This is a genomic window from Nitrospira sp. Ecomares 2.1, assembly GCF_965152585.1.
Window position 1 is genome coordinate 2,199,982 of record NZ_OZ224219.1, and the last position, 18,069, is coordinate 2,218,050.

An 18,069-nucleotide genomic window follows, 5' to 3' on the forward strand; every position below is an offset into this window, starting at 1 on the left:
GCAAATGATAGAGAAAGGTTAGCCGTGCCGGTTCACACTGCACCATGTCGTCATACCCATCCGACCTATCAGGTCTACCATCAGATCGTCTGTCAGCATCAAATTGAAGTAGAGGTCTGGCCGGCCAACGCTGAAGTGTATTTTCGTGATGAACGATATGGCGATCCTGTGAATACCCAGGTCCGATTTCAAGCTTCGGTATATAACGGGATGAGCAGTAAGGTGAATTGGGCCGTTCAGGATCCTGCAGGAAATCCAGGGTCTGGTTCGATCGATCCGACCGGCTTATATGTCGCTCCTCCGAAAGGCAGCCTTGCTCATGGGACAACTGACATTATCATCGCCACTGCGGCGGAAAGCCCTTTTCGGAAAGCCTATGCTTTTGTCACTTTGATGGGAAATGGACCCGAGCCGCTTCATCAACCAACACTTGAAGTTTTCCCAAAGCAGGCGTATCTCTATTATCCTCAAGGACATGACAACGCCTATATTGATCAGAGCAACACTCAACAATTATTTCGGGCGACCATTCGGCACAGTTCAGGGGCGACTGTCCAATGGCTTGTGGACTCAGTGGTGCAGGGCGGGGCGGGGACTGCTCCCTGGTTTCTCTATCAACTCAACGGATCGGGCTCTTCCAAAGTTGTGACAATTTCGGCTCGATTACAAACCCAACCGGCCATCATCGATGAGGCCAAGGCGATTCACCTAAACTATAGCTGGCCAGGACTGGTGTAGCATCAGCCAAGGAAGGGCATTCATATGGGCGATATAAAAATTAAAGAAGCAAAAAATCTCGACAAATTGCGGATCAGTGAACTGAGCAATGTTGATCCGCTAGTGATCAGCGAAGTTCGGAATATTGCCCCGGCCGCTGTTCACATTAAGGAACTGAATCATATTGATCCCCTGACTATTGAATCTCTTCGAATCGACGAAATTCGCAATCTGGATCCGATACGTGTTGAACAGTTCAATGTGACCAATCTGCCAACCGTCAATTTGTCACTCCGGCAGCTCCCTGCTGTTGATATGAATATCCGGCGCTTGCCCCCTGTGTCGATCGGACTTCATCAGGATTTTTGTCTGCCTTCCAGCTATACGTTACGCGCGCGGGTGTTAGGGATTGAACTCCTCCGCCTCAACCTGGACGGGCGGACCATGGTTTCTCCACGAGATAGTGTCAGGCGGGAGCAATCGCGTATTCCCGCGCAAAGTTTTCCTCAGGTGGCGACTGCCGGCAATCCGGCTATTCCATCTCGATCGATGACTAAAGGTTCACGGGTCGTGGCCACGGGATCACCTTGTCAGCCCATCCCTCCCTCTCATCAGCCAATGCACGGGACATTCACGGAACGACCAATAAAAGGTAAAGATGGTCTCAGGCCGGGAGGTAAATTCGGAGGAGGGAGACAAGCCCCTTCGGGTGGGTTGAAAGTGGGAAATGTGCCTTCTCATACTTTTCCGATGATCAAACCCCGATCTCAGATGGATTTCATGGATAGTGCTGTCAGCAGCGGGGAGAATTAACCCATGTCCTGTTCGCATTCGCATTCCTCATACTCAACATACAAACCCGATGGGGCGACCACATTGGGACAGACCACTGGTCAGGCTCTTGGCCTTGCCTTCCATCTGGTCGGCGCTGGTGCCAAATTTTTCCGGCAATTCATGCACGGGGTTATCTGGCAGGATCCACCTTGTTCCCACGGATGCGCATGTACCATGCGTCAGGGATGTGGACCGGTTGTCCAGCACCATTACTGTGTGCAATGCCAGCCTTCACCCTGTACGTGTCATTCATGTTGTTAATCCGCACAATGTCTTTGGAGTCATGAGCATGAAGTCCGGAAGTAAAGCCACGGCCGGTAAGAACAGTAAAAAGAACCCGCAACCCCGCAGGTCTCCAGCTCAAAAAACGTCGACAGCCCAAGCCTCTGCTCATACGGATCAACGTATCAACTCTGAGGATTCGGTGTTCGGGCATGGTGATCAAATAGGCACGACGTTTGCCAAAGGATTGGATCTGGCTGAAGCGGGTTTAAGTTTGGGATTGACCCTCATTAATCGTTTTGGAACGATAATGCAAGATTCCATGATGGAGAAATTTTCCGGAGTCATGGGTACGGCCACGGCTTCACCTCAGGAATCCGCTCCTCCGACCTCCAGCCCACGCGATCCGGCTGCTCCAATGTCTTCCTCGGAACAATCAGAAGGTATCGAACCACAGGACCCTGCCTATTACATCGCCAATCGGTTGCCGCTGACACCAGGGCAATCCGTGCAGGTGTCATTTTCTATAAATAATGATTCAATGGATTCAGCCAAGAACGTCAAGTTGAAAGTCGACGGGTTTATCGGATCGACTCAAGGTCAGGTATTTCCCTGCAAAGGCTTCACGGTCAACCCTGGAACGAAAACGATTAATCCGATGGATTTTGAAAAATTTGTGTTGAAAGGTGTCATTCCCGATGGGCTTCCTCCGGACATTTATCATGGACGTATCCTTGTGGTTTCCGAACAGGCCATTGAAATTCCGGTGAAATTATTGGTGACGTCGGCAACGTAAAGGGAAAAGCTCTTGAGTGAGAGTTGTTCTGTCCATATGGATATTTTCTGGGAAAACCTATGACGTACGATGTGATTGTGGTCGGCGCCGGACCGGGAGGGAGCAGTACTGCCGCGTTTACGGCACGGAAGGGGCTGTCAACCTTAATCCTTGATCGAACCGATTTTCCCAGGGATAAGGTCTGTGGGGATGGGTTGACCCCTCAAGCGTTGTACTGGCTTGACCAGTTGGGCTGTATCGACGAAGTGCTGACGCACACCAAATCCTGTATTAAGACGTGTGACCTCTTTATTAACGGCGAATTACTGCTGACCGGGGGATTTCCGAATTCCACTCAATATCCGGATTTTTGCGTGTTGTTGGATCGCCGCCGTTTTGATCATATCCTTCTTCAACATGCCGTGGACTCCGGAGCCAAATTTCAAGCGCATTCCCTTGTTCGGGAGATTCACCAGAAACCCGATCATGCCCGTGTTGTCCTGGATCATAAAGGTCAACGCACGGAAGTACAGGGGAAAATTGTTATCGGGGCAGACGGCGTGAGCTCCGTCGTGTCACGCTCTATGGGGAACGTCTTAAAAAATGGAGCGACGGCCCTTTCTCTTCGTGCCTATTACCAAAATGTGGATGCCGAAGGCGCCCAAATAAAGGTGTATTTCGATGAGCGGTTTTTTCCAGGGTACGCGTGGGTGTTTGTGGATGATGATGGCTTTGCGAATATCGGGTTGGGGTACGCGTTTGATAAGCCGTTTCCCATGATCCCGAATCTGAAGCAGGTGTTCCAGGATTTTCTTGACCATGATTTGGGTCACCTCTTGCGTCATGCCTCACGTTGCGGAGCTGTTTCAGGTGGGGCCGTCTCATTTTTTAAACCCAAGGCCATTGTGGCCGATCGGGTGATGCTGGTGGGTGATGCTGCGAATCAAGCCGATCCACTCAATGGCGGAGGCATTCATAAAGCGATGGAAGGGGCGTATTTAGCGGCCGAAACTGCGCATCAGGCCGTGTTACAAGGAGATTGTTCCGTCCGCGTTCTTCAACAATACCAAATGCAATGGGAACAACAATTTGATTTGGACTGGCGAACGGGAGAATTATTTTTATCCGTGGCCAAAAATCCCGATTTGAAAGAATTCTGCTTATTTGTTCTTGCCAACATTGCTCGCATGACCACCCATGACCGGCAATTTCAAGAATTCTGTAGCGGAGTGTTCAGTGGGGTTCTTTCTCAGAATATTTGTCTTGTCCCGCAAGCGTTGTTTCATGCCATGCCCCGCAATCCGGCGGCCTGGTTGGCTATGTTACAATTAGACGAAAAAGGAGTGGTGACCGGGCCTTTAAGTTTAGCCACCGACGCATTGACCAGTAGTGCGAAAGCGTCAAGCCGTATGCTGATGAATCCCTGGCAAAGTTTAAACTGGAGCCTCGAGGTGATGACCAAAGTTCTTCGATTGGCCAGAGGCCATGCCGAAGGATCATTGACGCCGACGGGAACCGCATTGACTAAATGCCCCATTTGATTACCGGCAGGGAATCCCTCCCATCCGGAGAAAGGCACACACCATGGCCACCGTTATAGGATCCGTTAACAAACTGATTAATCAGACTTCCACGCAAATTCTGGAGAATCACATTCCTCAAAAATTGGCCGACATGATCAATACCGTGGTCAATACGGGTTTCCAGGTTGTGGAAGATGTGTTGAAGATTACCCAGGATTTGACAAAAGCATCGGACTCTAACGAAGGAGATTCCTAATGCATCACCATTCACCGCATTGCTGTGTCCCGACGTCCCACCATTCGTCACCGCATTGTCATTCGACTGGTTATCGCAGCATGGCTCCAATGGGGTACCCGGTCCTGATGCCAATGCCGTACTACCCCTCAGTCGGTTATGCCGGATACGGATGGGGTGGGCAGGCCACGCATTCCATGCCTCTTCCTCAAGAAGTCAGTGTGGATAGCGCAACCGGCATGAAGGAAGTGTTCATCGGAGGAACGACCAAGGCCTCATTGACCCTGGAATACGCGCCGGATGGCGGGGCGACTTCCCCCTTGGTCAAGGTCACGGTTGAAATCGATGGAAGTATCTCAACCTGGCAGGAAACCTCCATGACGGACGGCTATCATGTGAAATCGCAATTGTTATCCATTGAGCCAGGTGCCAAAGTGACATTGGAAGTAAAAGAAGCGATGGCCCGATTGCGCTGGTGCGAAACAATTTGCTGTTGATGTTGTTCGATTGAGGATGACTCAATCGTCGGCTTATTTTTTGTGAATGGCTGTTTAATTTGAGGCAAGATTAAGGAAGGTCACGCCAATGAATTACACTCAACCGATGTATTCTGGAATTCCCACTCATGCGCACCATGGACCTGGTCACATGTCCGGACCGCTTTTTCAGCATGGGGGCGCTGGATTTTGTCCTGGTTGTTGCCATCCCAGGGCTAAATGCTGTTGCGGGCATCGCGAATGTCGGAAGGAAGCCAAGGAATTGCTTGTAGAAGCAGACACTAATGTGGATGGAAAGACGGATTCCCATTCCATGGTCCTCCAGCGGGTCCGGGCAATGGCCATGTTTGCAGCTCCGGTTGAACTGTCAGTCGACGATACAGTCGGCAAGAATGCAGAGACGAAGGCTGCCGTGGCTCCAATTGTCGGCGAGGTGGATGTGCGAGGAAAAGCGGGAATAGGAAAAGCTTTTATCGGAGGCGGATGTTGCGTGCATCTATCCATCGAGTATACTCCGACGAATGCCGCATCAACTGCCCCAGCCCTGGTCATGGTCGCGGTACAGGACAGCGAAAAAACAACTCTGGGATGGGTGAAACAGGCTGAGCCTCAGGATGGCTATGTCATTAAGGAAGGCATTATCACAACCAAACCAGGCGCTCATCTGACGGTCTTGGTCGTCAACATGACCGCCAGGGTTCGATGGTGTGAAGTCTTTAGTTGTTAATCGGTTTAACCAGGAGCATAACAATGGCGGCAACACCAAAAAGTTCTTCAAAAGGAAAAAATGTCGGCGCAGCCAACAAAGCCAAAGTGGAATTTCAGGAATATAAAAAACGAATTGAACATGCTCCGGCCGCAGAACACGGCGGCCCTCAGTTCGGCACGGGCGCGACAGGAATGCCTCAAATGCCTATGGGATGGCCTTTCCCCCCTATGACTGGTTTCATGCCTCAGATTCCTCATTTGAATCCGGCCTTGGGACAAACGGTCAGCGAGACAAGTGGGGAAATTGCTGATCGGGTAGGGGAAACCTTGAAATTGGGAATGGATCTTTTGAACTCGGGGTTGGGTGTCGGATTACGATTCCTTCAAGGGCTAGCTGGCACTGAATACCATCACGGAGATGCTGGGTGGGGCCATGCCCACGGTGCCGGCAACTCTTCTCATGGATCTCACGGATACGGGTGCCAAATGACCTGTGGCTGCGATTGTGCGGATTGTTGTCAGCACTCAGGGTGCGCATCCTCCTGCTGTTGTTCTCCCAGCGTCGGCTCGTGTTGTTGAACGTCAGTTTTGGAAAAATCTGAGCAAATTTCTTCTTCTGCCTCTAGCCCGGAGTTTCCTGTGACTCCGGGTTTTTTTATTTTTTTTGTACCATAACACCCGCATCTTTCTCATGAACAAGATTCCGGTTCTGTATCCATGAGAAATCATCAACCCGCTTCCGACATTTCCTGGACTCGTGACGCGATCCTCTATCAGATTTTTCCGGACCGGTTTTCGCGAGATAGCCACGAGACTAAGTCCGGACCTGGTATCGTACCCTGGAGATCCAAGCCCACAGCCCACGGGTTTATGGGGGGTACTCTCCGGGGAATCACTGAACGTCTCGATTATCTCTTGGACCTTGGTGTGAATCTTATTTATCTGGCGCCCATTTTTTCTGCCTCGGCCAATCATCGATACAATACTTACGATTACTTTAGGATTGATCCTCGTCTTGGTACATTAGCAGACTTTCAGGGATTGTTGTCCAAAGCTCACGCCAATGACATTCGCGTATTGTTGGATGGCGTATTCAATCATTGCGGCCGGGGCTTCTTTCCCTTTTATGACGTGATGGAGCGTGGTCAGGCATCCCCCTTCACATCCTGGTTTTACATCACACAATTTCCGGTCAATGCATTTGGACCATTTAATTATCGGGGCTGGCAAGAGCGGCCCCTCATGCCTATTCTCAATTTAGCCAATCCTGCCACACGACGGTACTTTCTTGAGGTGGCAGCATATTGGACGAATCAGGGTATTGATGGATGGCGATTGGATGCGGTGGCTGATGTCCGGGGACATCGATTTTGGAAAGCGCTCTGGCAGGAAGTCAAAACAATTAACCCCTCCGCGTATATGCTGGCGGAAATCTGGGGTCCCGGTCGCTCCTGGATTCGGGATGGACAATTTGACGGAGGAACGAACTACGTATTCCGTCAGATCGTGTTGGACTATTTTATTCAAGGTTCCATTTCAACCAGGAAGTTTGTGTCCCGCGTGAGCAAACTGCTTCGGATGTATCCATGGAAAAAGACCTCAGCGATGGTGAACCTGTTAGGGTCCCATGACACTGAACGCCTTTATACCGTAGCTCAAGGAAATATTGAACGGCTGAAGTTAGCCCTGCTGTTTCAGTTTGTCTTCCCAGGGATACCGGCAGTGTATTATGGGGATGAAATCGGGATGGAAGGAGAAAAGGACCCGGACAATCGTAGGGGCATGGAATGGAATCAGAGCAAATGGAATGACGAGTTGCGGGATTTTACCAAGCGGCTTGTCGCAATCCGGAAATCTCTTCCAACGTTACGACAGGGGGATTGGAAGGTAATCCAGGAATTCCAAGATCAACAGTGCTGTGTATTTCTGAGAAAGACGAAAAGAAGCGTTGTGTTTATCCTTATTCATAATGATGATCATCCGGTCTCCATTCAGATTGATCTCGCCCCGTGGGTAGGGAAGACCGCTCGATGGCTTGAGGACCACCTCACGGGAAATAAGTTCAAGTGTGAAAAGGGAAAGGTGGTCTTAGCCGATTTTGGACCACGTTCAGGGATGATACTGACTCCTGTGAGCCAGGCTGGTGCGTGAGAAGTTTATAGTAGTAAATGAAATTCCCGGATACTCAACAATGGTCTGGTTACCCGTGGTTTCTCCACATTCGGCCGTCTTTGGCCAATAAGGCATCGGCTTCGGGTGGTCCCCAGCTACCCGAGCTATAGGGACGAATAGCATGCGAACCCAGGCTCTCCCATACTTTGACGATGGGATCGACGATACTCCAGCCCACTTCGACGCTATCGCTTCGCTGAAAAAGTGTCGCGTCTCCAGCCATCACGTCGTGTAGAAGCGTTTCATAGCCCGTGCTTGGGGCATCACCGAAATATTCCGCATATTGGAAATCCATATCTACTGTCCCTACCTGGACTTTGGGTCCGGGTATTTTCGCTCCAAAACTTAAGGATATGCCTTCATCCGGTTGAATGCGAATAACCAGCACATTCGGCGTGAGTCGGTCCACAGGAGTCTTACGAAATAGCATCAGTGGAGCCGATTTAAATTGAATGACCACTTCGGTGACACGAGTGTGTAATCGTTTCCCGGTCCGAAGGTAAAAGGGCACGCCTTCCCAGCGCCAACTTTCAATGCCTAAGGTCATGGCGGCAAACGTTTCGGTCAGGGAGGCTGGATCGACATCCTTTTCTGTCCGATAAGGAAGGACGCTATGACCATTAATCGATCCGGCTTCATACTGTCCGGCGACTGTTGATTGCAAGACCTCTACGGGGTTCATGGGCTGGATGGCGCGAAGGACCTTGGCTTTCTCGTTCCGAACTGCTTCAGGATCAAACGTATTGGGTGGCTCCATCGCTACGAATGCCAAAATTTGCAAGAGGTGATTGGAGACCATATCGCGGAGCGCACCGGCTTTTTCATAATAGGCCCCGCGATGCTCAACGCCTAAGGTTTCCGCCACAGTAATTTGGACATGATCAATATATTGACGGTTCCAGATGGGTTCAAAGATGCCGTTCGCAAAACGAAATATTAAAATGTTTTGTACGGTTTCTTTTCCCAGATAATGATCGATCCGATAAATCTGACTTTCATCTAACACCTGTTTCAGAGCTTGATTGAGCGATCGGGCCGATGGCAAATCATGGCCGAATGGCTTTTCAATCACAATTCGCCGTGAAAATTCTTTGCGATACTCCACTAATCCTTTGGCCCCAAGTTGTTGCACGATTTCCGAAAAAAATGTCGGAGCCGTGGCCATGTAATAGAGGTAATTCCCCTGGGTCCCGTGTGTGGTATTTAATTGTGTCAGCAGAACCTGAAGGCGTTCGTAGGTCTGAGGATCCCGGAAATCCCCTGAAAGGTAATGCAGACGATCAAGGAGCCATTCTTTGATCGTGGCATCGATGGGACGGGGACACAATTCATCGATATCTTGACGGATCTTCTCCCGAAAGTCATTCGTATGCATGGGGATCCCATCTATCCCAAGAATGGCAAACTCTTGAGGAAGATGGTGGCTTGATGCCAGGTTATATAAGGCGGGGATCAATTTTCGCTTCGTGAGATCTCCCTGGGCACCAAAGATGACAAATAATGTGGGTGGTCGCGTCTGGCCATTACCCCGCTGTTGGAAGAGGGGACTCTCTTTTAAGTCTTCTGCTTGATCAAAAACAGGATGGGACGGTTTCACTGGTCTGCTTGCCTTTCCGGAAGTAGCATTCGCCATTGGTGTCCATGGAGGAAATATTCCAACGAGGGTTGGATCTTGATTCCTAAGATGGTCTTTTCATGATAAAAAAGGCTGCGATAATGGGACGCAGCCTCCAAAACCGTGACCAACATACTTTTTACTATACCATTTCCAGTAGTAAGCGCTATCCATAAGTAACTCTCCTCTACCATAAGGAAATAACGAATTCATGCGTCATCTGAATGGAGACCTCCTTCAGTGAACCATCCCTGAGAAGTTAGACCGACTGGCGAGCCATGTTGGGTTTATCAATGGGGAGGGTCCTGTTTCCGGAGTAGTGCGGCTTCTCTTCTATTGTCCCAGTGCGGCATCAGGTGGTTTCTGGGCAGAATGATTTGACTCAGAACCCCATGCTCGACATATGGGACTATGGTATGATGATTTGAAAAGGATCTTTTTTACTCTGTCCTGTTTAGGCCTATGCTGCCTCCCCGAGCTTTCTCTTTACTCCTCTCCAGAGCAGGATTTTTGTCAGATGCCTTGACACGTTCAAAATTATTTCCTAGCTATTTGATTGCGTTGGCACTCGTAATATTACTTGGGGATTACGTAGCAGGTCCGACCATTCAGTTTCCCATTTTGTATCTTATTCCGGTGTCTCTCGCCTCCTGGTATAGTGGATTTTTCTGGGGACTATTCTTTGCGGTAACGATGTCTCTTATCCGCTTGTATTTTTATGGCATGCTATGGCCCATTCATCTGGCCATGTTTGATGCTTCGATCAACACCATTATCAGGATCCTGGTGCTAGGTGGTATGGCATTTTTGGTCAATCGAACCGCCGAGCAAACACGAGCCTTGGCCCAAAGGGTCAACGTATTGGAGGGGTTTCTCCCTATTTGTAGTTTTTGCAAAAAGATTCGTGATCAGAACAACATCTGGCAACCGCTCGAACAATTTATTACTGATCGATCTAATGCTCAATTTACACATGGGTTTTGTCCGGAGTGTGGCCAACGCCATTATGGGGATATTTTGAAAATGGGTGATCAACCGACAAAAGAATCCTGATTCTTAGGATAGGGGCATCCAATAAGAGCGAGAATATGATCGGCATTATTTCTGATACGCATGGACTTGTTCGCCCTCAGGTGATTGAGGCGTTGACCGGAGCTGAATTGATTATCCACGCCGGAGATATCGGAAACCCTGACGTCCTGAAGATGCTGGAGACGATCGCTCCGGTGATCGCTGTTCGTGGAAATAATGATCATGACCCTTGGGCTGAGGAAATTCCTCTGACGAATGTCGTCGAACATCAATCATATTTATTTTATGTCTTGCATGAACTGGATGACTTGGATTTAGACCCTGTCGCCTCGGAAATTTCTGCTGTCATTTTTGGTCATTCCCATCGTGCCTCTGCTGAGAGACGCAAGGGAGTACTCTACCTCAATCCTGGCAGCGCCGGTCCTCGTCGATTTACTCTTCCGATTACCGTAGCCTGTCTTCATTTGACGGATGCCGGCCTTACCCCTGAAATTATTGAGATTGAAAATTAAGTCAGAGAGGAGGAGAAATGGTGAGTCTTCTGTGAGCCGCCTTGTCCACTCTTGTGAAATGGTTAAGATTTGGGTGGGGTTACCGATTGCTCTCTGATCAAGGGGATATTGATGTGCAATACCCCTTGAGGACATGAAAATGGTACGCGGATGAAAACATGGGGATGAAAGTCTTGGGTTAAAGCCTTAATCTATTTAAGAGAGTGAATGCATGATTAGGTTTCCAAATATAAACGAAGGGTGTTTTCATGTCCCAAGGTGACATGTCCGACTTTACATTCTCCACTCAGGGAACAGGTTCGTTTGATTGCCAGCACGACGGCCGGGCTTTCATCTGAGCGATAAATGACATCTTCAATGCGAATCTCTACTGCTTTTTCTTGATCTTCCTGGTCTAAATATTCGGTTTCACCCATGGACAACCCCTTGTTAATTATGAACGATTCGGCGTGTGCGTACTATCCAATAGACCAAGAACCGTGCCAGAAATCGCTGATAAAGAAATTGCTAAAAGGCTTGAAAAGCAGGAGAGTTTTACCTGATTTGTCCTGTGTGGATTTTGACACCGGGCAAGGTCTGCCCGGGCTAGGTAAAAAAGATTTGCTGAATCTCTTCTGGATGATGACACAGGGAGGGAGAGGAAAGGTTTCTCAGTTTACTCCTGATTGTTATGCGTCCAAGGATTCAATGTATCGGTTAAAGACCCAACCTTCGAGATCTTGTCCGGACGAAAGTGCGCTTGGATCTACATCCACTTTTGTCCATCGATCCTGTTTCTCCAAAGCGAGGAGTTTCGTTCCCTTGGTGAGGGGAGAGGCCACAATGTCATATTCCGAACCGGGACCGGAGCGAATATTTAACGCAGATGCCATCACCTGATACCAATCACCTTCCTCCTGTGATCTTCCAATTACCAATGCACGGATATGGTCTAGAGGAAAAGCGGGGCCCGGATCTCGCTTCCGATCAGGGGCAATGTCGTCATGTCCAAGAATATCCTTTAAGGCATACTGTGAAACCAGTATTTTGGCTAGTTCCACCGCAATGAGAATTTGTTTCTCGGAAAAGGCATGCCACCATTTCGGCTCGGTGTCTAATTTATGGGTAGCAAACATGGCCTGGGATTTTGGATATGATTTCCCAAACCACGCCGTCAATTTGGTTCCCACTGCGATTAATGGCCCGGCATTATCCATTTCAATCCCAATCGAATGCTGATTAAGGCCTGTTAGGCCATCCCAATGACTCACCCCCGCATGCCAGGTTTTTGTGATAAAGGGTGCAAGCTGGGTAATTGTTCCATCCCGGCCTACGACCAGATGGGCTGAGGCTTTTGCTAGGGGGTTTGTCAACCAGGCAATCGAGGATTGGGAGCTTCGTCCGGCTGTATAATGAAAGACCAAGTAGGACGGTTGGAGAGTCCCACCCTTATTTGGAGTCTCTAGGTAGTTAACCTTGTTTCCCTCTAACCGGTGGTTTACAAGACGAAACAGTGAAGATTCAGGGGCAGTGGCCAGTTGCCCTCGACTGGACGACCCCGTCCTTGATGAGCTTGGAGTGGAATGTTTGCGAGGGGTTTTTCTGGCAGGAGCCATGCTCACTTTCCTGTTTTAAGAATTTTTGAGCCTCCTGGGTCGGAAGGATCCGTCACGAGGGACAGGATGACTGATTCAATTCCAAGAAAATTACGTCAGAGAGAGCTGTCAACAATATTGCATGAATATCGATAATAAGAATTGAAAGTGCAAATTCAACGATGGCAGCCTTTATGAATGCGCGGACACCTTACGTCTTTGGCTTTTGTCTGGTCGACGATTTTCCTGTGACGGGCAAGAGGACGGATTTCCATTTTTGTGCCATGCCCTGGATATCGGTGAGAAATGTCGGGGCGGAATGGTGTTCACCAATGTGTCGAACCAGGGCGCTCCCAATAATGACCCCATCTGCAAATCGCCCAACTTCTCCGGCCTGCTCAGCCGAGGCAATTCCAAATCCCACTGCCACAGGTTTTCGTGAGGTTCGTTGAAGCTGATGGACGCTTTGGCGCACGCGACTGAGATCGGTTAACTTGGCACCCGTAATACCGGTGAGAGAGACATAATAAATAAATCCATGTGATCGTTGTATCACAGCACGCCGTCGTTCCGCCGTGCTGGTGGGAGCCAGCAGGAAGATATTCACAGGTCCTCCCGAAGCCTGGGCGGCGTGATAAAGAATGTCAGATTCTTCCGGTGGCAAATCCGGCACGATGAGTCCATCCACCCCTGCTTGAATGGCATTGGCACAAAAATCTGTGATCCCCATGGCCATGAGGCTGTTGTAATAGGCCATCAAAATAAGGGGAATGGACGTCTTCTTTCTCAGGTTTGTGACAGTGGCAAGGATTTTTTTAAGGGTAGTCCCTGAATGAAGGGCTCGTTCTGCCGCTTGTTGAATCACCGGACCATCGGCGATGGGATCTGAGAATGGCACACCCAGTTCAATCAGGTCGGCACCGCCCTGTTCCAAAGTTAACACCAGAGATTCGGTCATGGCTAGGTTTGGATCGCCAGCCATAATGTAAGGGATGAGGGCTTTTTCACCCTTGGAGTGGAGCTGTGCAAATGTGTCTTGAATGCGATTGCTCATACCAAAAGATTTCATAGATGCCTGATGCCTTCCTCTCTTCTATTTCCCTAAACACCGTGGCGTGCGTCATGCCATCTTCTAGAGAGGAATGCCCCGCATTTTAGCTAATTGTTGAACGTCTTTATCTCCACGCCCGGAGAGATTCATGATTATGATGTGGGACTTTTTCATCGTTGGCGCCAGCTTGACGACTTCTGCAACGGCATGGGCACTTTCCAGCGCGGGAATGATGCCTTCTTCCTTGGCGAGTAGGTCGAAAGCAGCTAAGGCTTCAGCATCTGTCGCGGAGGTGTACCGGATTCGTCCTGTATCATGATGGTAACTGTGTTCAGGACCGACTGCCGGATAGTCCAATCCCGCAGACACCGAATGTGTGGAGTTGACTTGACCATCCGCATCCTGGAGGAGATAGGTCATCGTTCCGTGCAAAACGCCAGGTTTCCCTCCTGCAAAGCGCGCGGCATGTTTTCCACTTTTTATCCCGTAGCCCCCGGCTTCCACGCCGACCATTTTAACCTGCGTATCTTTGACGAACGGATAAAATAATCCAATGCTATTGCTGCCGCCGCCAACACAAGCGACAAGACAGTGAGGTAAACGACCTTCCAATGCCAGGATTTGCTTGCGGGTTTCTCGACCAATCACGGATTGAAAATCCCGGACCATCATGGGGTACGGATGAGGGCCCAGGACCGATCCAAGCAAATAGTGGGTCGTGCTCACATTGGTCGTCCAGTCACGCATCGCCTCACTAATGGCATCCTTGAGTGTGCGGCTCCCGGAATTCACACCCGTCACTTTTGATCCAAGTAACCGCATTCGGAAGACATTTAATGCCTGTCGTTCCATATCATCGGTGCCCATGTAAATTTCGGCCTCCAGACCGAACATGGCGGCCACGGTGGCGACCGCTACTCCATGTTGCCCGGCACCGGTTTCGGCAATGATGCGTTTCTTTTTCATTCGCCTGGTGAGCAAGGCTTGTCCTACGGTATTGTTGATTTTGTGCGCACCGGTATGACAGAGGTCTTCTCTTTTGAGGTAAATCTTGGCTCCACCGAGGGTTTTGGTGAGACGTTCGGCGAAGAAGAGAGACGTCGGACGACCGACATACTGTTTCAGACAATCCCGAAGCTCTTGTTGGAAGGGTTGGCTTGCTTTGGCCGCATGATACGCCTGTTCCAATTCATGTATGGCGGGCATCAGGATTTCCGGAGCATACTTGCCTCCGAATTGCCCGAAGCGCCCGAGTTTATTAGGAATGATTGCCATGAGATGTCCGCCTGCAAAAGGAATAAAAAAGAAAGGAGTATAGCGATGGAACGGTTAACACACAAGACGAACCGATTGGATAAATTTCCGAATTTTTGCCGGGTCTTTGTGCCCAGGGCTCTGTTCTACACCACTACTCACATCGATTCCATAGGGTTGAACTTGGCGAATCGCATCTTGAACATTTTCAGGAGTTAATCCTCCTGCCAACAGCATGGGAACTGCTTTGGCCACTTCACCGGCAAGCGACCAATCCGTCGTGTGTCCGGTTCCCCCGTAAGCGGTATCTGAAAATGCATCAACGATAAATCCTCTCACGCCTATCCGTCCTTTCCATTCTGCCAATGCAAGGTAGCTACTTCTATCTCGCAGCCGAATGGCGCGTATCACGGGACGCTGTAGCGATTCACAAAAACCGGGAGTTTCATCACCGTGCAGTTGTGCCAGGCCCAATCCGCAGTCATCGAACACGCGCTTCACCGTATCGAGATCATGATTGACAAATACACCAACCGGAACGACGAAAGGGGGGAGGTTGGCAATAATCTGTTGCGCGATAGCCGGTTGGACATATCGAGGGCTTTGAGCGTAAAACACAAAACCCAATGCGTCGGCTCCTTCTCGAACGGCGATGTCGGCATCCTCCTGATTCGTAATGCCACAAATTTTTATTTTAGGAGACATAGGAGCGTTCGCTGTTTGTCAGGGAAATTCTCAACCATCCCGCTGTACCGCTTCCATTTAATTTTTCTGTCTTGGCTATACAAGCCCTACTTCATGTTCGACGAGACTCTCGATAAAGAGACCAGGACAAAAGGGGTTTCCCCAATCGAATCCTAAACCCAACGAGTCGTGGATGTTTCTTTTTGGGCAGATGCCGGGGGGTGTAATAATTCCTGAATTTTTAACTGAATCGAGTCTGCCCGCAATAATGACTCACCGATTAACATGGCTTTGGCTCCTGCTTCCAGTATCCGCTCGACATGAGACCGGTTGTGGATTCCACTTTCACTAACAATAAGAATGTCGGTCGGCATTCGTTTTGCCAGTCGCTCGGTGACACCCAAATCAGTCCGAAAGGTTTTCAGATCCCGGTTGTTGATGCCAATCAGTCTGACCAATGGCACCCGTTCAAGGACGGTATCTAATTCCCGCTCATCATGGATTTCAATGAGCACATCAAGGGATAACTCTTTTGCGAAAGTGAAAAAGTCTTCAAGCTGGAAGCGATCCAACGCCGCCGCAATCAGTAACACACAGTCGGCTCCATAGGCCCGCGCTTCATAAAACTGAATCTCCTCGATCATAAATTCTTTATTGAGCGTGGGAAGTTGAACCGCCTCTTTCACATTGTGCAAATACTCCAAGTCCCCTTGAAAGAAATCACGATCGGTGAGGACGGATAAGGCACTTGCTCCATGATCACGATATTGAGAGGCGATGATCACTGGCTCAAACCGATCGTGAAATTCCGGCCGCATCAGTCCTTGACTGGGTGAAGCTTTTTTGACTTCGGCGATTAATGCGGGAGCTGCTGAAGTCGACCCTGTCTCCAATGCCTGAATGAAACCCAGTGGTCTGGTTCGATCTACAATGCGGCCCTTGAGTTCAGCCAGGTAGCCCCGGCTCTGTTTTCGACGCAATTCGGCTTTTTTATGTTCGAGGATACGAGAAAGAATCATGCCGCCAGCTTTTTGGTCAGGGAAATGAGTTTGTCCAACCTTTCAAATGCGGCTCCGTTGTCTATCACACGACCGGCCTCTTCGAACCCTTCTTTTAGCGATGTCGCCTTCTGGCAGGCGATAAATGCCGGCGCGGCATTCATGAGAACGATATCCCGTTTGGGGCCTTTTCGTCCTCGAAAAATATCGCGAATGATCTGGGCATTATCTTCCGGTCTTCCTCCCAATAGTTCTTTGGGCGAAACCGGGTGAAGGCCAAAATCTTCCGGCCCGATGGAATAGCTCAGGACGCGTCCTTTTTTTCCTTCGGAAATCCCTGTGCGGCTGGTTAAAGAAATTTCATCTAACCCGTCCATTCCATGAAGGACAAAGCAATGTTGTGTGCCCAAACGCAACAGTACTTGAGCCAATTTTTCGTTGAGAGTGTGATCATACACACCCAGAATCTGTATTGGGGCCCGGGCCGGATTAGCAAGCGGTCCCATGATATTCATCAGCGTGCGGATCCCCAACTCTGTCCGGGGTTTGGCGCAATATTTCATGGCTCCGTGATAGAGGGGTGCGAAGAGAAAGCCAATCCCAATTTCATTGATGCAATCGGCAACTTTTTCAGGAGACAAATCGATATTCACGCCCAGGGCGGCCAACACATCTGCGCTCCCTGATTGAGAGGACACCGAGCGATTCCCATGCTTGGCAACGGTCATCCCTCCTCCAGCTACAACAAATGCGGCAGCCGTAGAGATATTGAACGTGTGACTTTTGTCCCCACCGGTTCCACACGTATCCACCACCTGAGGATCGGTAATAGGGATTCGAATCGCCCGTTCGCGCATGGCTCGAACCGATCCGGTGATTTCATCAATGGTTTCGCCTTTCATGCGCAACCCCATTAAGTACGCGGCAATTTGAGCTTCAGTGGCCTCTCCTTGCATGATCTCCCGCATAGCTTCCTCGGCTTCAAGCTCTGAGAGGTCGAGGCCCTCGACTAATTTGGCAATATGGTTTTTGAGTATGGGCATGTGAACAGGCTTATGAACAGATGACTTGGGGGCTTTAATGGTCGGTTGAAGAGCAGACGGGCATTAATAAAAAATTCCGCAATAGATCCATCCCTGCCGTGGTGAGAATCGATTCAGGATGAAATTGCACGCCTTCCGCTCCGGTTGGGATATGCCGGAGTCCCATGATTTCGCCTTCCACGGTTTCGGCCGATATTTCAAATTCCGTGGGCAGGGTTTCACGCTTGACGATTAAGGAATGATATCGGGTGGCTTCAAAGGGATTCGGGAGGCTTTCAAAAATTGTTTTTCCATCATGATGGACCATGGAAGTTTTCCCGTGCATGAGTCGGGGAGCCCGAATAATTTGACCTCCAAAGGCGTAAGCCAGAGATTGATGGCCGAGACAGACACCAAATAAGGGAAGACGGCCGGCAAAATGCTTGATCGTTGCAACGGAAATGCCCGCCTCGTTGGGCGTGCAGGGGCCTGGTGAAATTAATATTCGCTCCGGTGCCAGGCGGTGAATGTCTTCGATTGTGAGGGCATCATTTCGAAAAATCTGGAGGTCGGCTCCCAACTCTCCAAGATATTGGACAAGATTGTAGGTAAAGGAATCGTAATTATCGATGACCAGGATCATA

20 protein-coding genes are annotated in these 18,069 nt (G+C 49.6%); 11 read left to right on the plus strand and 9 right to left on the minus strand.

The annotated features are described in order from the left end of the window. Nucleotides 1–24 precede the first annotated feature (24 nt). The 9 genes from ACWHYD_RS09540 to ACWHYD_RS09580 all read left to right on the plus strand — a co-directional run bounded on the left by ACWHYD_RS09540 (nucleotide 25) and on the right by ACWHYD_RS09580 (nucleotide 7,662). The gene (locus ACWHYD_RS09540) at nucleotides 25–738 is read left to right on the plus strand and encodes a hypothetical protein (protein WP_447965662.1); all 714 of its coding nucleotides are present in this window, start codon (nucleotides 25–27) and stop codon (nucleotides 736–738) included. 24 nt (nucleotides 739–762) lie between these two features. Further along, the gene (locus ACWHYD_RS09545; RefSeq protein ID WP_447965663.1) at nucleotides 763–1,530 is read left to right on the plus strand and encodes a hypothetical protein; all 768 of its coding nucleotides are present in this window, start codon (nucleotides 763–765) and stop codon (nucleotides 1,528–1,530) included. Nucleotides 1,531–1,840: 310 nt separating this feature from the next. Further along, nucleotides 1,841–2,569, plus strand: a complete 729-nt coding sequence (locus ACWHYD_RS09550; protein WP_447965664.1) for a hypothetical protein — start codon at nucleotides 1,841–1,843, stop codon at nucleotides 2,567–2,569. A 59-nt stretch (nucleotides 2,570–2,628) separates the two neighbouring features. Continuing rightward, nucleotides 2,629–4,089, plus strand: coding sequence for a geranylgeranyl reductase family protein (locus tag ACWHYD_RS09555; RefSeq protein ID WP_447965665.1), 1,461 nt, complete (start codon nucleotides 2,629–2,631; stop codon nucleotides 4,087–4,089). A 43-nt stretch (nucleotides 4,090–4,132) separates the two neighbouring features. Then, nucleotides 4,133–4,327, plus strand: a complete 195-nt coding sequence (locus tag ACWHYD_RS09560) for a hypothetical protein (protein WP_447965666.1) — start codon at nucleotides 4,133–4,135, stop codon at nucleotides 4,325–4,327. Beyond that, a complete protein-coding gene (locus tag ACWHYD_RS09565) occupies nucleotides 4,327–4,803 on the plus strand; it encodes a hypothetical protein (protein WP_447965667.1) in 477 nt (158 codons plus the stop codon). The genes ACWHYD_RS09560 and ACWHYD_RS09565 overlap by 1 nt, the downstream gene beginning before the upstream one ends. Before the next feature lie 88 nt (nucleotides 4,804–4,891). Next, entirely contained in the window at nucleotides 4,892–5,530 is a 639-nt protein-coding gene (locus ACWHYD_RS09570; protein WP_447965668.1) for a hypothetical protein, read from the plus strand. A 23-nt stretch (nucleotides 5,531–5,553) separates the two neighbouring features. Continuing rightward, nucleotides 5,554–6,090: a hypothetical protein gene (locus tag ACWHYD_RS09575; RefSeq protein ID WP_447965669.1), complete on the plus strand. Its 537-nt coding sequence runs from the start codon at nucleotides 5,554–5,556 to the stop codon at nucleotides 6,088–6,090. 138 nt (nucleotides 6,091–6,228) lie between these two features. Then, nucleotides 6,229–7,662, plus strand: a complete 1,434-nt coding sequence (locus ACWHYD_RS09580; protein ID WP_447965670.1) for a glycoside hydrolase family 13 protein — start codon at nucleotides 6,229–6,231, stop codon at nucleotides 7,660–7,662. 49 nt (nucleotides 7,663–7,711) lie between these two features. Here ACWHYD_RS09580 and zwf read toward each other — a convergent pair whose 3' ends face one another. Next, nucleotides 7,712–9,280 (minus strand): glucose-6-phosphate dehydrogenase, encoded by a 1,569-nt coding sequence (gene zwf, locus ACWHYD_RS09585; RefSeq protein ID WP_447965671.1) that lies wholly within the window; start codon nucleotides 9,278–9,280, stop codon nucleotides 7,712–7,714. A 540-nt stretch (nucleotides 9,281–9,820) separates the two neighbouring features. Between zwf and ACWHYD_RS09590 the strand changes: the two genes are divergently transcribed. Both ACWHYD_RS09590 and ACWHYD_RS09595 read left to right on the plus strand, forming a co-directional pair. Further along, nucleotides 9,821–10,351: a hypothetical protein gene (locus tag ACWHYD_RS09590; protein WP_447965672.1), complete on the plus strand. Its 531-nt coding sequence runs from the start codon at nucleotides 9,821–9,823 to the stop codon at nucleotides 10,349–10,351. Nucleotides 10,352–10,386: 35 nt separating this feature from the next. Further along, nucleotides 10,387–10,842, plus strand: a complete 456-nt coding sequence (locus ACWHYD_RS09595) for a metallophosphoesterase family protein (protein WP_447965673.1) — start codon at nucleotides 10,387–10,389, stop codon at nucleotides 10,840–10,842. Nucleotides 10,843–11,057: 215 nt separating this feature from the next. On the opposite strand, the gene ACWHYD_RS09600 is transcribed toward ACWHYD_RS09595, so the two are convergent. The 8 genes from ACWHYD_RS09600 to ACWHYD_RS09635 form a co-directional block, all read right to left on the minus strand. Further along, nucleotides 11,058–11,258 (minus strand): hypothetical protein, encoded by a 201-nt coding sequence (locus ACWHYD_RS09600; protein WP_342346702.1) that lies wholly within the window; start codon nucleotides 11,256–11,258, stop codon nucleotides 11,058–11,060. A 252-nt stretch (nucleotides 11,259–11,510) separates the two neighbouring features. Beyond that, nucleotides 11,511–12,437, minus strand: a complete 927-nt coding sequence (locus ACWHYD_RS09605) for an N-acetylmuramoyl-L-alanine amidase (protein WP_447965674.1) — start codon at nucleotides 12,435–12,437, stop codon at nucleotides 11,511–11,513. Nucleotides 12,438–12,627: 190 nt separating this feature from the next. Then, nucleotides 12,628–13,485, minus strand: a complete 858-nt coding sequence (gene trpA / locus ACWHYD_RS09610; protein WP_447965675.1) for a tryptophan synthase subunit alpha — start codon at nucleotides 13,483–13,485, stop codon at nucleotides 12,628–12,630. A 63-nt stretch (nucleotides 13,486–13,548) separates the two neighbouring features. Then, nucleotides 13,549–14,742, minus strand: coding sequence for a tryptophan synthase subunit beta (gene trpB / locus ACWHYD_RS09615; RefSeq protein WP_447965676.1), 1,194 nt, complete (start codon nucleotides 14,740–14,742; stop codon nucleotides 13,549–13,551). Between the two features lie 54 nt (nucleotides 14,743–14,796). Next, nucleotides 14,797–15,426, minus strand: coding sequence for a phosphoribosylanthranilate isomerase (locus ACWHYD_RS09620; protein ID WP_447965677.1), 630 nt, complete (start codon nucleotides 15,424–15,426; stop codon nucleotides 14,797–14,799). Between the two features lie 152 nt (nucleotides 15,427–15,578). Then, nucleotides 15,579–16,424, minus strand: coding sequence for an indole-3-glycerol phosphate synthase TrpC (gene trpC, locus ACWHYD_RS09625; protein WP_447965678.1), 846 nt, complete (start codon nucleotides 16,422–16,424; stop codon nucleotides 15,579–15,581). Next, nucleotides 16,421–17,440: an anthranilate phosphoribosyltransferase gene (trpD, locus tag ACWHYD_RS09630; RefSeq protein WP_447965852.1), complete on the minus strand. Its 1,020-nt coding sequence runs from the start codon at nucleotides 17,438–17,440 to the stop codon at nucleotides 16,421–16,423. The genes trpC and trpD overlap by 4 nt, the downstream gene beginning before the upstream one ends. 40 nt (nucleotides 17,441–17,480) lie before the next feature. Next, nucleotides 17,481–18,068: an anthranilate synthase component II gene (locus tag ACWHYD_RS09635; RefSeq protein WP_447965679.1), complete on the minus strand. Its 588-nt coding sequence runs from the start codon at nucleotides 18,066–18,068 to the stop codon at nucleotides 17,481–17,483. Between the last annotated feature and the right edge of the window lies 1 nt (nucleotide 18,069).